A 14,550-nucleotide genomic window follows, 5' to 3' on the forward strand; every position below is an offset into this window, starting at 1 on the left:
TTTGTGCTCTCCAAAGTTGACCTAACTGAAACATCCGTTCATTTATCCAGAACGGGTCCAATCAACTTCCAACACCACGTTCACTCAGTGATTTATTGCGTTCAACAAAAGCACCAGACTCTTCTGCGCTAACTATTAAGGACGCCGAAAGAGCGCTCAAAGCGGCAAGTACGACAACTATTTTCTTGAAGGAATTCATGCGGAGAAATCTCGGTAGTGATGAAGTTGGACAGGATTTTCCAGCACCACCAGCCGAAGATAAACCGCAGGAATACGAAAACAATATTGACTAAAAGACAAGAGAAACCGCACTAGCACGAGTGCTTTACAAACTCCATCGTGCTGACCCGGTGTCGTACGACAATGACTTATGAAACAGCTTCACTGATGGTTAAACGAATGTTTTCTACGGAAGGCGATATATCAAAAGAATGATACTAAGGCGGGATTATTCTACTTGAACAAAAAAGGAGATGGCCTGGCAGCCATCTCCCTGCACTATCAGCGGTCAATGCCTCCCAGACAGAGGTACTTGATCTCAAGATAGTCCTCGATTCCGTACTTGGAACCTTCCCGGCCAAGGCCGGACGATTTGACGCCACCGAATGGCGCCACTTCCGTTGAGATCAGCCCTTCGTTGATCCCGACAATACCGCACTCCAACGCCTCAGCCACGCGCATGATCCGGCCGATATCGCGACTGTAGAAATACGCGGCCAAACCAAACTCGGTGTCGTTGGCCATCTCGATGGCTTGCGCCTCGGTGCTGAAACGGAACAACGGTGCCACGGGGCCGAACGTCTCCTCACGGAACACCTTCGATTCGCGTGGTACATTGACCAGAATGGTCGGGCGATAGAAGCTGCCGCCTAATGGATGACGTTCGCCCCCTGCTAAAACCGAAGCTCCTCGCTCGAGCGCATCGGCCACGTGTTCCTCAGCCTTGCGCACCGCAGCATCGTCAATCAGCGGACCGATCGTCACACCGTCCTCAAAACCGTCGCCCACCTTCATGGCCTCAACGGCGACTTTCAGTTTGGCAGCAAACACATCGTAAATGCTGTCCTGCACCAACAGACGGTTAGCGCACACGCAGGTCTGCCCGGCATTGCGGTATTTGGACGCCAGGGCACCCTGTACAGCGGCGTCCAGATCGGCATCATCGAACACGATAAACGGCGCGTTGCCGCCCAGTTCCATGCTGGTCTTTTTGATGGTGGGGGCACATTGGGCCAGTAACGTGGCACCGACTTCGGTGCTGCCGGTGAACGACAATTTGCGCACGTCCGGGTTGGAGGTCAGTTCGCCACCAATCTCACTGCCTGGGCCGGTGATCACGTTGCACACGCCGGCAGGCAGGCCCGCACGCTCGGCCAGCACGGCGATCGCGATCGCCGAAAACGGTGTCTGGCTGGCCGGGCGCAGCACGCCGGTGCATCCGGCCGCCCAACCGGGGCCGGCCTTGCGGGTGATCATCGCTGCCGGGAAATTCCACGGGGTAATCGCGGCAAATACACCGATAGGTTCTTTCTGCACGATGATGCGGCTGGTCGTGGAATGGGAGGCAATGGTATCGCCGTAAACACGCTTGCCCTCCTCCGCGAACCATTCAATGAACGACGCAGCGTAGGTGATCTCGCCACGACTTTCGGCCAGCGGCTTGCCTTGTTCGGCGGTCATGATCCGCGCGAGGTCTTCGCGGTGGATGATCATCAGTTCGAACAAGTGCCGCAGTTTTACGGCGCGCTCTTTGGCCGTGAGCGCACGCCACGCCGGTTGCGCGCGTTTGGCGGCGGCGATTGCCCGCGCGGTCTCGGTGACCCCAAGCGAAGGCACGCGCCCCAGCACCTTGCCAGTGGCCGGATTGGTGACGGTCAGGCTGCGCCCGGCCCCAACCTCCAACCAGTGACCATCGATATAGTTTGCCTCGCGAAACAGCGAGGGGTCGTCGAGCGTCGACAGGAAGTTTGAATCGACCATGCTGTCACTCCTCAAAATTCAATCACCTGACGGACCGCGCTGCCATCGTGCAAGCGGTCGAAACCTTCGTTGATGTCCTCGAGTTTGAGCCGACCGCTGAGCAGCCGGTCCACCGGCAGCCGACCGTCACGATAGAGTTCAATGAAGCGCGGAATATCGCGCAGCGGCACACAGGTGCCGATGTAGCTGCCCTTGAGCGTGCGCTCCTCGCCCACCAGTTGAACGACATTGACCGGCAGCGTCGAGCCGGGTGGTGGCAAGCCAGCGGTCACGGTCATGCCTCCACGCTTGGTCATCTTCATGGCATTCTCCAGGGCGCGGATCGAACCGGCCATTTCGAACACATAGTCGGCGCCGCCCCCGGTCAATTTCAGAACCTGCTCTACAGCGTCCGCGTCGCCGCCATTGACCACCGCCGTTGCACCGACGTCTTTGGCCAGTGCGAGCTTCTCCGGCGACAAGTCGACGGCAATGATTTTGCTCGCCCCGGCCGCTCTGGCCCCTAACACCGACGCCAGTCCGACCCCGCCCAGACCGATGACTACGGCAGTCGAGCCCACACGCAGTTGCGCGGTATTGACCACCGCGCCGACGCCGGTCAACACCGCACAACCAAACAACGCGGCTTCCACAAAGGGCAATTCGCGGTCGATCTTGACCACAGAGTTGCGCGACACCACCGCGTACTCGGCAAACGCCGAGACGCCCAGATGGTGATGGACATGACCGCCAGGACTGCTCAAACGCACTGAGCCGTTGATCAGCGTACCGGCCGCGTTCGCTTTCGCCCCCGGCTCGCAGAGGGCCGGACGACCTTCTGCGCAGGGCAGGCAATGCCCGCAACTGGGCATGAACACCATGACCACATGATCGCCCGGCGCAAGGTCACTAACCCCCTCCCCCAAGGCTTCGACCACACCTGCCGCTTCGTGGCCGAGCGCCATCGGCATCGGCCGGGGGCGGTCGCCGTTGATCACCGACAAGTCGGAATGGCAAAGGCCGGCCGCGCGAATACGCACCAGCACTTCGCCAGGCCCCGGGGGTGCCAGTTCAATTGTCTCGATCGCAATCGGTTTGCTCTGGGCATAAGGCGGCGCAACATTCATATGTCTTAGAACAGCAGCTCTGACTTGCATCTTTAGTCTCCGACGCAGCTGGACTCGATAGTGAGTACTCAGCACTATGCCGGAGGCTTCCCGCGTCAGAAACGCACCTTCGGGCGTAGCTGTTTGGAATTGAATTCGCAAAAGCAATGCGCTCCGACGGGCACGACAGCGAATCGAATTGTTATTTGAATTCTCAAATCTTGTGCCCGGCCACTGCGTTCTCTGCCAGGCATGCTGTGCTTATCCTGAACCCACAAACAACATCGCAGCGTCCTTCGAAAGAAGGCGCCTGAATGAGGGTTTCAAGATGACCGAAGCAAGCACCCGAAAAAAACTGGTCGAGGCCGCACCCCACGCCTCTTTTAATCTCGACGAGATCGTCAAGACGTTCCCCGAAACGGCCGAAACGCTCCTGGTCGACACCCGCCTGACCGATGAAGACGAAGCCAGTGCCCGCGTCTTCCGGGTTTATCACCCGACCCCTGCGCACTACCACGCCACCTGCGACGAATACCTGATTGTGCTGTCAGGGCGTGCGACCTTTTTCATGGGGGACCGCGAAGAGTTCGAGGTGGGCCCGGGCGAGATGTTGTTCTTCAAGAAGTTCACCATTCACGGCATGCCGAAGATTCTCGAACATCCGCTGTTCATGGTGTCGGTCGACACCCCGCGGCGCGATCCAAGCGACATCATTTTTGTCGATCCTTCCAGCGGCACTGCTGAATCGTTCGTGCAGGCCAAGCCATGAACAGCCACGCTCTGGAGATTTTCGCGACCTTCCCGGTCGAGCGTCCAGGCAATCCTACGGTGATGCCTGACGGGCGAGTGCTGGTGTCGGTCTCCGCCATCATCGCGCCGGATATCTCGGTGCGCGCAGTGTCGGAAGACGGCGCGCATCTGGCCTATCCCAATGAGACCTGGGCCGGAAAACCTGGCGCCGACGGACGCGGCATATCCGCGGTGATCGGCATCCGCACCGACCCTGAGGGTATCGTCTGGATACTCGATATGGGCACTGCGCAACAACAGCCTCGGCTCATCGCCTGGAATGACCAAACGCAAAGTCTGCACCGCCTGATCGTGTTGCCGCAGAACGTCCTGCGCCCCAGCTCCTTCACCCAGGACTTTGTCATCGACTGGCGACGCCAGCGCATTTACATCGCCGACATGACGATGAACCCTCAAGGTGTCAGCGACTATCCCGCCATCGTCGTGGTCGACCTGCAAACCGGGCTTTCGTGGCGATCGCTGGAGTGCTATCCGGGACTGATGCCTGGCGATGTGCCGCTGATGGTTGCGGGTAAACCACTGTCGTTGCGCACCCCCGAAGGTGAGGTCATTCCTTACCAATATGGTCTCAACCCCATCGCAATCGACCCACTGGGCCACTGGGTGTATTTCGGTTCGATGTCTGCGCGCAAGGTCTACCGCATCGCCACTGAAATCCTCGCGCAAGCCGCAGACACAGCGCTGCTGAGCGAGGCGGTGGAGTACTGGTGCGAGAAGCCGCATTGCGACGGTTTTGATGTCGATGCAGAGGGCAACATCTATGTGACCGACATCGCCAACAACGCGATCGGGCTGGCGTCGCCTGCCGGTTACCGCATTCTCGCCAAGGATGACCGTCTGCTCGACTGGCCGGATGGTGTTGAACTCGATGCCCAGGGTAAATGGCTCTACATCACGGCCAACCAATTGCACCGCCATCCACTGCTCAATGCTGGTGAAGACGACAGCCAGCCCCCCTTCCACGTGTTGCGTTTGCGGGTGGACGCACCGATGGGGGTGAGCGAAACACCATGAGCAATAGCCGTGTTCCGCCAGTGGCGATTGTACTGTTGCTGATGACAGTCAGCGCCATCGCTTTGGCGCTGGCCGAAAGCGGCGCCGGGTTCGGTGTCTGGATCTACGTCGTGATGGCCATCGCCGCCATTAAGTTCTCGCGTGCCAGGCCAGACGGGTGGCCCGGCCGCCTGTTCGACGGGTCGAGAGATTCACGGACCTTGCTGGCCCATCGTCTGTTGACCCAACTGGCGGCGCTGGTGTGCTTGCTGTCAGCCCATCATGTGAGCGAGAACGTATCGGCAGTTCTCTCGGTCGCCGGTCTTCTGCTGTTCATTCATACCTTGATACTCGCGCGTCTGCCCCGGCTTTCCCGACCGCAAAGGATGCACTAATCGATGGCGACCCGGACCTCGTTATCGGAACGCCCCGGCATGCCCGCCACCCGACCGTCGCCCGCGCCGCGGCGCCTGTCGTTGTTGATGGGCCCCGGCCTGTTGATTGCGGTGGGTTACATGGACCCCGGCAACTGGGCGACCGGCATCGCGGCGGGTGCGCAGTTCGGTTACAGCTTGCTGTTCATGGTCGTGTTGTCGAGTCTGGCGGCCATGTTGTTACAGACGCTGGCCTTACGGTTGGGCGTTGTCACGGGACAGGACTTGGCCCAGACCTGTCGACTTCACTACGGCAAGTCAGCCACGTTCGCACATTGGGCAATGGCGGAGATTGCCATTATTGCCACCGATATTGCCGAGGTTTTGGGTGCCGCGCTGGCGTTCAAATTACTGTTCAACCTGCCACTGGCCGTCGGCATTCTACTGACCGCGGTCAGCACCCTGGCCATCCTGGGCCTGAAGGGGGCTGCAAATGGCCGGGTGCAGAAGATCGTCCTGGTTCTGGTGGCGACCATTGTCCTGTGCTTTGCCGTTGAGCTGGCTTTGATCACGCTCGATACAACGGCCATGGTCCAGGGGTTCGTGCCTTCTCTGGAAACGCTGGCTCAGCCAGGAGCTCTGTTCGTCGCAGTGGGCATCATCGGCGCCACCGTTATGCCGCACAACCTCTACCTGCATTCATCGCTGGCTCGGTCCCCCGGCCGCCTCCATGACGGTCAGCAGGTCAGTCAATCGCTGCGCCGGGGTTCCAACGATACGATCCGCGCGCTTTCAATTGCCGCCGCCGTACAAGTTGCCATTCTGTTGGTGGCCGCCGCCGTGTTCCATGACAGTGGGCACACCGAGATTGGCGGCATCGAGCAAGCCCATCAATTACTTGCGCCCCTGACGGGGGGAGCCCTCGCCGCCATACTGTTTGCCCTGGCACTGCTCGCCTCCGGCCAAAGCGCGACGCTTACAGGCACCCTCGCCGGTCAAGTGGTGCTCGAAGGTTTCCTGAAGCTGAAGGTTTCATTGTGGAAGCAGCGCGTCGTCACTCGCCTGTTGGCCATTGTGCCGGCGCTGAGCGCAATCCTCTGGCTGGGGGATCGCGCAGTGGGCGATCTGTTGGTGTTTTCTCAGGTGGTGCTATCGATACAACTGCCGTTTGCGGTCTATCCGTTGATTCGTTTTACCCGCGATAAAACACTGATGGGCGACTTCGCTATTTCACGCCCGGTCGCTGTCATGGCCTGGTTGATTTTCCTGCTGATCAGTGCCGCCAATTTATGGCTGGTCGCATCAGTCATCCCTTGAACGCCCTCCTCCCCTACAGGTGAAAACATGAGTGAAGTCCACGTCTGGATTGCGATTGAACGTCCTATCGAACAGGTCTGGTCGCTTCTCGGCGGCTTTGACTGGCTGCCCCGGTGGCTCGATGTTATCGCCAGCAGCACCCTCAGTGACGGAGGACGTCTGCGCCATCTGAAAACCGCTGACGGGGCGATCATTGTCGAGCGTTTGCTTACGTTTGACGAAGATGACAAACACTACAGCTACGCCCTGCTTGAAGGGCCCTCACCGGTCATTGACTACGTCGGCACGATGTCAGCGCAGGCCGATGGCAAAGGCGGAACGCTGGCGTCCTGGTCGAGTACCTTCGTGGTCCAGGGTGGCGATGAAGCTCAGGTCACTTCGCATTTCGAGGCCCTCTATCGCGCAGGCCTGCAGCGCCTCAAGGCCGTCATTGAATCCAGCAACTGACGAATGCAGGGATTTCACCCGCGGTCCATAAAGGCTTGAAGACGCGGCACCATAAAGTCTAGGAACGTCCTGATACGCTGGGGCACATGTTGCCCGCCCTGATACAGCGCATGGACTTCCTCGCAATCATGACCGCTTTGCGCGAGCACCTCGACCAGGCGCCCCGTGGCCAGGTCTTCATCAATGTGAAAATCCGCCAATCGGGCGATCCCGACACCGGCGATGGCCATGCGCCGGACCGTCTCGCCATTGTTGGCCTGCAGGTTACCCTGGACGATCCGATCAACGATGCGGCCGCTCTGATTCATGGGCCAGACCGGACTGGAGCGGCGGAAATTGAAACTCAAACAATTGTGTTCGGCGAGATCTTCCAGGTTTTCGGGCACTCCGTGCTTTTCCAGATAATCCGGCGAAGCAACAATCTTGCGCCGAGCAATACCGATACTCCTCGCACGCAGGGTCGAGTCAGTCAACACACCAACACGGAAAGCAACGTCTGTTCGATCCAGGTACATGTCCACGATGTCATCACTCAAGGACAGATTGATCTGGATATTCGGGTGGGCCTCCCAGAAGGCCGGCAAATTGGGTTCGATCGCCATTGTGCCAAACGCAACCGACGCATTGATGCGCACAGTTCCGCGTGCTTTTTGTGCGCCTTGGGCCAACACTCTTTCAACGTCGTCGAGCTCTGCCAGCAAAGCATTACTGCGTTCATAATAGATGCGCCCTTCATCGGTCAGCGACAGCTTACGTGTCGAACGTTCGAGCAGACGGACACCCAGACGCAGCTCCAGTCGAACAATCAATTTACTGACCGTCGAAGGTGTCATCAGCATCTGTCGCGCTGCTTGCGAAAAGCTGCCGGCGTCGACGACCCGTACAAATACCTGCATCTCGCCTGCCCTGTTATCCACGTCCGCCTCTCCACTGATTGATTAGTGAAAAAATATCACAAGCGCTTCGGGTTGATGCTTAGCAATAAGGGGCCAGACGTTCACTTATCCTGTGAAACCAATTCAATAAGCAGTGGAATCGACTGCACAATGCAGCCAGGATTTGTAAGGTTGAGTAAGCTGTGAAACAGATTCACAAATCATGTTCGGCCGGATCGGGTTATCAGTTTGCGGTGCCAGGCCTACCTTCTTGAGCAACATAAAAGAAAGGACAGGTCCCCATGAGCTCATTATTTGATCCCATCCAAGTCGGCACTCTTACGTTGCGCAACCGTATTGCCATGGCGCCAATGACACGGGCGCGGAACCCGGATGGCGTCGCCAGCGATCTCACTGCGCTTTACTACAGCCAGCGGGCCGGCGCCGGACTGATCATCACCGAAGGCACCCCCATTTCGCGCTCGGCCGAAGGCTTTTTGGCCATCCCAGGCATCTACACCACGCCACAGATCAATGGCTGGCGCAAAGTAACCCAGGCAGTGCACGCCGCCGGAGGCGTTATCTTCACGCAGTTATGGCATGTCGGACGCGTTTCTCATGTCAGTATTCAACCAGGCGGTATTGCCCCGGTCAGCTCGACCTCGCGGATTGCCCGTAACTCCCAGGCCTGGGGTTTGACTGAGCGTGGCGAGCCCGGTCCGGTCGACGTCTCCCAGCCCCGCGCCCTCACCACGCCAGAAGTCAAAGCGGTGATTCGTGACTTTGCCCAGGCCGCCGCGAATGCGATTGAAGCCGGTTTCGATGGCATTGAACTGCACGGCGCCAACGGCTACCTGATCGAACAATTCCTTAATCCGCTCGTCAATGACCGTACAGACGAGTACCGCAGCGATACCCTCGAAAACCGTTCACGTTTCTTGCTGGAAGTGGTCGACAGCGTCATCGAAGCTATCGGCGCCCAACGGACCGCCATTCGCCTGTCGCCCTTTGGCGGCCTGTTTGACATGGGGCTTTACGAGGATGTCGAAGACACCTACCTGTATATCGCCGACCAGCTCTCCCGGCGCGGTCTGGCCTATGTTCATTTCATGGATCAGCTGTCGCGGGGCAGTTCGCCCATCCCTCAGGATTTCCTGCAAAAATTTCGCGGCCACTACCAGGGCACGCTAGTGCTCGCAGGGGGCATGACCAAGGTACGAGCGGAACAATTTATTCGCGATGGAATGATCGACATCGCCGCGTTCGGTGAACCCTTCATTGCCAACCCAGATCTGGTTGAACGACTGCGCAACGACTGGCCATTGTTGAAACCGGACCGGGCGTTGAGCTATGGCGGAGACGCCCAGGGCTATACCGACTACCCGACCTATCCGATCGCTTGACGTTTGTTGCGTGGCGTTTGGGTTTGATCTGCCACCCCGCGGATCAGGAAGTCGATCAGCGCCCGGGACGCAGTCGATAGCTGGCGATGAGGCGGGAAAATCACCGAGAACGGTCGGGTTCGTCCATGCCCCCATCGCCAAACCTCCGGCGAGGGAGACATTAGCACCCAGAATCTTGCGCCCTTCTCCTCAAACAGGGGTGAGGATGCCACCAAAAGCCAGGAGTTTTTTAGGGGTAAAAACGACAAAAAATAAAAAAGGGTCGCGAGATAAAATCTCGCAACCCTTTGAAATATATGGTCGGGACGGAGTGATTCGAACACTCGACCCCTAGCACCCCATGCTAGTGCGCTACCGGACTGCGCTACGCCCCGACTAGGCGTGAAACTCGTTCTTCATCTCGAAGAACGGTCAAGAATATATCGCAAGCTTTTGAAAACTGGAAGTATTCAAACGCATGAATTTATTTCTTGAGCACCACCAGCACATCTTCCAGTTCGGCAATCATCTGCCGAATCATCTGCTTGTATTGAGTGGTGTCGTCTTTGGCTTCATCGCCGGACAAACGCAAGCGCGCGCCGCCGATGGTGAACCCTTGGTCGTAAAGAAGCGCGCGGATCTGCCGGATCATCAGCACGTCCTGTCGCTGATAATACCGGCGGTTTCCGCGTCGTTTGACGGGGTTGAGTTGAGGAAACTCCTGCTCCCAATAGCGCAGCACATGCGGTTTTACGGCACACAGCTCGCTGACTTCACCAATGGTGAAGTAGCGTTTGCCTGGGATGACGGGTAGCTCGTCGTTATGACTTGGTTCCAGCATAAGCCTCAACTCGGGCCTTCAACTTCTGCCCTGGACGAAAGGTGACCACACGGCGAGCCGTGATCGGGATTTCTTCACCCGTTTTCGGATTGCGGCCGGGCCGCTGGCGTTTGTCCCGAAGGTCGAAATTGCCGAAACCGGACAATTTGACTTGTTCGTTGTCTTCAAGAGCGTGCCTGATTTCTTCAAAAAACAGTTCGACCAATTCCTTGGCCTCCCGTTTGTTCAGGCCCAGCTCTTCATACAGACGTTCCGCCATTTCAGCTTTCGTCAGAGCCCCCATACGTCACTTCCTTAACGTGGCGTTCAACCTTTGTTCGAGCGAGGTGAGGATGTTTTGCGTCGCGGTATTCACCTCATCGTCATTAAGAGTGCGCGATGGATGCTGCCAGGTCAAGCCGACTGCAAGGCTTTTTCTATCAGGATCAATGCCTTTACCCTGATATACGTCAAATAGCCTGAGGTCCGTCAGCCATTCCCCTGCATTTTCACGGATTACGTCCAGTACAGCGCTAGCCGCGACGCCTTTTTCGGCAATCAACGCGAGATCACGACGCACTTCAGGAAAGCGCGATAACTCCTGGAATTTAGGCATTTTGCCCAACGCCACTTCAGCCAGAACCAGCTCGAAAACGAAGACCGGACGATCGAGACCGAGGGCTTTCGACAATTCAGGGTGAATCGCACCCACGAAACCTACCAGCCGACCTTCGCGTTCGATGCGCGCGGTTTGACCCGGGTGCAGCGCTGGGTGCTTGCCCGGCACAAACGTGAACGAGTCCAGCGCACCGGCGAAGCCCAGTACCGCTTCCACGTCAGCCTTGACGTCGAAGAAATCCACGACATCGCGACCTTGCGCCCAGCCTTCCGGCAGACGGCTGCCGCACACCACGCCAGCCAGCATCGGCTCTTGCTTCAAACCTTCCAGCTGACCGACGAAACGCAGGCCGCTTTCGAACAGACGGACGCGATCCTGTTGACGATTCAGGTTGTGCTGAAGCGCCTTGACCAGACCTGGCCACAGGGACGAGCGCATGGCCGCCATGTCGTTGGAAATCGGGTTGGCCAGCAGCAGCGGCTCGACACCCGGATTAAACAACTCGAATTGTTTCGGATCGATGAAGCTGTAGGTGATCGCTTCCTGATAACCACGGGCTACCAGCAGACGACGCAGCTCAGGCAGGTCGCTACGCGCTTCAGCCTTGGCTTGCGGCGCCAAACGGGCTTGCGGGTAACGAACCGGCAGACGGTTGTAGCCGTACAGACGGGCCAGCTCTTCGATCAGGTCAACTTCGAGGCTGATATCGAAGCGATGGCTTGGCACTTCAACGCGCCACTGCCCTGCCCCGTCCGCCGAAACGGTGAGGCCCAAGCCGTTGAGCAAACGCTCGACTTCGGCCGGTTCCATTTCCATACCCAGCATCTGGGTGATGCGCTGGGCACGAAGGGTGACCGGTGCGATCTTCGGCAGATGCTGTTCGCTGACGGTTTCGATGATCGGACCGGCTTCGCCCCCGGTGATTTCCAGCAGCAGGCCAGTGGCGCGCTCCATGGCTTCACGGGCCAGTTGCCAGTCCACGCCACGCTCGTAGCGGTGCGAAGCGTCGGTGTGCAGGCCATAGGAACGGGCCTTGCCAGCGACAGCGATCTGATCGAAGAACGCGCTTTCGAGGAAGATGTCGCGAGTGGTCGCGGTGTTGACGCCGCTGTGCTCGCCACCCATGACGCCGGCGATAGCCAATGCACGGGTGTGGTCGGCGATCACCAGCGTATCGCTACGCAGGCTGACTTCCTGACCGTCGAGCAATACTAGCTTCTCGCCTTCTTCGGCCATGCGCACACGGATGCCGCCATTGATTTCGGCGAGGTCGAACGCGTGCAGCGGTTGACCCAGCTCCAGCATCACGTAATTGGTGATGTCGACGGCAGCGTCGATGCTGCGCACATCGCCACGACGCAGACGCTCGACCATCCACAGAGGCGTAGGTTTGGACAGGTCTACGTTACGGATCACACGCCCCAGGTAACGCGGGCAAGCGGCTGGCGCGAGCACTTCAACCGAACGCACTTCGTCGTGCACGGCTGGAACGGTGGCGATGACCGGGCGGGTGACTTCAGCGGCGTACAGCGCGCCAACTTCACGGGCCAGACCCGCCAGGGACAGGCAATCGCCGCGGTTCGGGGTCAGGTCGACCTCGATGCTGGCGTCGTCCAGGCTCAGGTATTCACGGATGTCCTGGCCCACCGGCGCATCGGCCGGCAATTCCATCAGGCCATCATTGCCTTCGCCGATTTGCAGCTCGGCTTGCGAGCACAGCATGCCGTTGGACTCAACGCCACGCAGCTTGGCTTTCTTGATTTTGAAGTCGCCCGGCAGTTCGGCACCGATCATGGCGAACGGGATCTTCAGGCCCGGGCGCACGTTTGGCGCACCGCACACCACCTGGAAAGTCTCCGAGCCATTGCTGACCTGGCAAACACGCAACTTGTCAGCGTCCGGGTGCTGCTCGGTGCTCAACACCTCACCCACCACTACGCCAACGAATTCACCGGCGGCCGGCGTAACGCTATCGACCTCAAGACCGGCCATCGACAGACGAGCAACCAGCTCGTCGCGACTTACCTGCGGGCTTACCCAGCCACGCAGCCATTGTTCACTGAATTTCATCCTGCTCTCCTAAGAATTCGTTACGACTAGCGAAATTGCGCGAGGAACCGCAAGTCGTTGTCGAAGAACAGACGCAAGTCGTTCACGCCGTAACGCAGCATGGCCAGACGTTCAACGCCCATGCCGAAGGCAAAGCCCGAAAACTCTTCCGGGTCGATCCCGGACATGCGCAGCACGTTCGGGTGAACCATGCCGCAGCCCATGACTTCCAGCCAGCCAGTCTGCTTGCAGACACGGCAGCCTTTGCCGCTGCACATCACGCATTCCATGTCGACTTCAGCGGATGGCTCGGTGAACGGGAAGTACGAAGGACGGAAGCGCACGGCCAGTTCTTTTTCGAAGAACACACGCAGGAACTCTTCGATGGTGCCTTTCAGGTCAGCGAAGTTGATATCGCGATCGACCAGCAGGCCTTCGACCTGGTGAAACATCGGCGAGTGAGTGATATCGGAGTCGCTGCGATACACACGGCCTGGACAGACGATGCGGATCGGCGGCCGTTTCGATTCCATGGTGCGGACCTGTACCGGCGAGGTATGGGTGCGCAGCAACATGTTGGCATTGAAATAGAAGGTGTCATGCATCGACCGGGCCGGGTGATGGCCTGGGATGTTGAGCGCTTCGAAGTTGTGGTAATCGTCTTCGACCTCAGGGCCTTCGGCGATGCCGTAGCCAATATGGGTGAAGAACTGTTCGATACGTTCCAGAGTACGAGTAACCGGATGCAGGCCACCCGAGGTCTGGCCACGGCCAGGCAGGGTCACGTCAATGGACTCGGCAGACAGTTTGGCGGCCAGGTCGGCCTCTTCAAACAGTGCCTTGCGGGCATTGAGAACCTCTGTGACACGCTCCTTGGCAACGTTGATCAGCGCGCCGACTTGCGGACGCTCTTCTGCCGGCAAATTCCCCAGGGTCTTCATCACCTGAGTCAATTCACCTTTTTTGCCAAGGTAGTGAACCCGGATTTGCTCCAGGGCATTGATATCTTCAGCGCTTTGCACAGCCTCTAGTGCTTGAGAGACGAGCGCATCCAGGTTTTCCATGTACAGACTCCAGATACAAAATAGGGGAAGAGCTTGAAGGCTCTTCCCCTATTTATGACGTTTAACACCTGGCCCCACAGAGGTGAGGCCGGGTGACTGTCGGGGGTACTTAAGCCAAGGTGGCTTTAGCTTTCTCGACAATCGCAGCAAACGCCGCTTTTTCGTTCACTGCCAGATCAGCCAGAACCTTACGGTCGATCTCGATGGACGCTTTTTTCAGGCCGGCGATGAAACGGCTGTAGGACAGACCGTTGATACGTGCACCAGCGTTGATACGAGCGATCCACAGAGCGCGGAACTGACGTTTTTTCTGACGACGGTCACGGTAGGCGTATTGGCCTGCCTTGATTACCGCTTGCTTGGCAACACGGAATACGCGCGAGCGAGCGCCGTAGTAGCCTTTAGCAAGTTTCAGAATTTTTTTGTGACGTTTACGGGCAATGACGCCACGCTTTACACGAGCCATGAGTTACTTCCTCTATTCTTGACTAAAATTAACGAAGGCGCAGCATGCGCTCGACTTTTGCCACGTCAGACGGATGCAGCAAGCTGCTACCGCGCAGTTGACGCTTACGCTTGGTCGACATTTTAGTCAGGATGTGGCTCTTGAAAGCGTGCTTGTGCTTGATACCGTTAGCAGTTTTCAGAAACCGCTTAGCAGCACCACTTTTCGTTTTCATTTTTGGCATGTTCGGATACTCCGCATTCAGTTGATAAACATAATCAGAAGGCCTG

15 protein-coding genes and 1 tRNA gene are annotated in these 14,550 nt (G+C 58.1%); 6 read left to right on the top strand and 10 right to left on the bottom strand.

Features of this window, described 5'->3' with window-relative positions:
* Positions 1-501: 501 nt before the first annotated feature.
* Together gabD and ACM6I5_RS20815 are read right to left on the bottom strand one after the other, a co-directional pair.
* The gene (gabD, locus tag ACM6I5_RS20810; RefSeq protein ID WP_414884585.1) at positions 502-1,980 is read right to left on the bottom strand and encodes an NADP-dependent succinate-semialdehyde dehydrogenase; all 1,479 of its coding nucleotides are present in this window, start codon (positions 1,978-1,980) and stop codon (positions 502-504) included.
* Positions 1,981-1,991: 11 nt separating this feature from the next.
* Complete coding sequence (locus ACM6I5_RS20815) at positions 1,992-3,116, bottom strand: zinc-dependent alcohol dehydrogenase family protein (protein ID WP_414884586.1); 1,125 nt, start codon at positions 3,114-3,116, stop codon at positions 1,992-1,994.
* Positions 3,117-3,393: 277 nt separating this feature from the next.
* Here ACM6I5_RS20815 and ACM6I5_RS20820 point away from each other — a divergent pair, with 277 nt between their 5' ends.
* The 5 genes from ACM6I5_RS20820 to ACM6I5_RS20840 are packed head-to-tail and all read left to right on the top strand — an operon-like array spanning position 3,394 to position 7,006.
* The gene (locus ACM6I5_RS20820) at positions 3,394-3,834 is read left to right on the top strand and encodes a cupin domain-containing protein (RefSeq protein ID WP_008024140.1); all 441 of its coding nucleotides are present in this window, start codon (positions 3,394-3,396) and stop codon (positions 3,832-3,834) included.
* Positions 3,831-4,889, top strand: coding sequence for an L-dopachrome tautomerase-related protein (locus ACM6I5_RS20825; protein WP_414884587.1), 1,059 nt, complete (start codon positions 3,831-3,833; stop codon positions 4,887-4,889). Before ACM6I5_RS20820 ends, ACM6I5_RS20825 begins: the two co-directional genes overlap by 4 nt.
* Positions 4,886-5,263: a hypothetical protein gene (locus ACM6I5_RS20830; protein WP_414884588.1), complete on the top strand. Its 378-nt coding sequence runs from the start codon at positions 4,886-4,888 to the stop codon at positions 5,261-5,263. The genes ACM6I5_RS20825 and ACM6I5_RS20830 overlap by 4 nt, the downstream gene beginning before the upstream one ends.
* Positions 5,264-5,302: 39 nt before the next feature.
* Positions 5,303-6,559 (top strand): Nramp family divalent metal transporter, encoded by a 1,257-nt coding sequence (locus ACM6I5_RS20835; RefSeq protein WP_414884720.1) that lies wholly within the window; start codon positions 5,303-5,305, stop codon positions 6,557-6,559.
* A gap of 27 nt (positions 6,560-6,586) precedes the next feature.
* Positions 6,587-7,006: an SRPBCC family protein gene (locus tag ACM6I5_RS20840; RefSeq protein WP_414884589.1), complete on the top strand. Its 420-nt coding sequence runs from the start codon at positions 6,587-6,589 to the stop codon at positions 7,004-7,006.
* Positions 7,007-7,020: 14 nt separating this feature from the next.
* On the opposite strand, the gene ACM6I5_RS20845 is transcribed toward ACM6I5_RS20840, so the two are convergent.
* Positions 7,021-7,923 carry a LysR family transcriptional regulator gene (locus ACM6I5_RS20845; RefSeq protein WP_414884590.1) on the bottom strand — a complete coding sequence of 301 codons (903 nt, stop codon included), beginning with the start codon at positions 7,921-7,923 and terminating at the stop codon, positions 7,021-7,023.
* A 260-nt stretch (positions 7,924-8,183) separates the two neighbouring features.
* Here ACM6I5_RS20845 and ACM6I5_RS20850 point away from each other — a divergent pair, with 260 nt between their 5' ends.
* A complete protein-coding gene (locus ACM6I5_RS20850; protein WP_414884591.1) occupies positions 8,184-9,284 on the top strand; it encodes an alkene reductase in 1,101 nt (366 codons plus the stop codon).
* A 297-nt stretch (positions 9,285-9,581) separates the two neighbouring features.
* Here the strand turns inward: ACM6I5_RS20850 and ACM6I5_RS20855 are convergent.
* The 7 genes from ACM6I5_RS20855 to rpmI form a co-directional block, all read right to left on the bottom strand.
* Positions 9,582-9,658: transfer RNA gene (locus ACM6I5_RS20855), tRNA-Pro, on the bottom strand.
* Positions 9,659-9,747: 89 nt separating this feature from the next.
* A complete protein-coding gene (locus ACM6I5_RS20860; protein WP_003179985.1) occupies positions 9,748-10,104 on the bottom strand; it encodes a MerR family transcriptional regulator in 357 nt (118 codons plus the stop codon).
* Positions 10,085-10,387 carry an integration host factor subunit alpha gene (gene ihfA, locus ACM6I5_RS20865; RefSeq protein ID WP_002553164.1) on the bottom strand — a complete coding sequence of 101 codons (303 nt, stop codon included), beginning with the start codon at positions 10,385-10,387 and terminating at the stop codon, positions 10,085-10,087. The genes ACM6I5_RS20860 and ihfA overlap by 20 nt, the downstream gene beginning before the upstream one ends.
* 3 nt (positions 10,388-10,390) lie before the next feature.
* Complete coding sequence (pheT, locus tag ACM6I5_RS20870) at positions 10,391-12,772, bottom strand: phenylalanine--tRNA ligase subunit beta (RefSeq protein WP_414884592.1); 2,382 nt, start codon at positions 12,770-12,772, stop codon at positions 10,391-10,393.
* Positions 12,773-12,798: 26 nt separating this feature from the next.
* On the bottom strand, positions 12,799-13,815 hold the full coding sequence (gene pheS, locus ACM6I5_RS20875; protein WP_017337673.1) for a phenylalanine--tRNA ligase subunit alpha: 1,017 nt from the start codon (positions 13,813-13,815) through the stop codon (positions 12,799-12,801).
* Between the two features lie 109 nt (positions 13,816-13,924).
* Positions 13,925-14,281 (bottom strand): 50S ribosomal protein L20, encoded by a 357-nt coding sequence (rplT, locus tag ACM6I5_RS20880; protein ID WP_007905879.1) that lies wholly within the window; start codon positions 14,279-14,281, stop codon positions 13,925-13,927.
* Positions 14,282-14,309: 28 nt separating this feature from the next.
* Positions 14,310-14,504, bottom strand: a complete 195-nt coding sequence (gene rpmI, locus ACM6I5_RS20885) for a 50S ribosomal protein L35 (RefSeq protein ID WP_002553160.1) — start codon at positions 14,502-14,504, stop codon at positions 14,310-14,312.
* Positions 14,505-14,550 lie beyond the last annotated feature (46 nt).

Origin of the sequence: Pseudomonas sp. IT-P171, from assembly GCF_949767765.1 — a bacterium.
In the GTDB taxonomy this organism is placed as follows: Bacteria; Pseudomonadota; Gammaproteobacteria; order Pseudomonadales; family Pseudomonadaceae; genus Aquipseudomonas; species Aquipseudomonas fluorescens_B.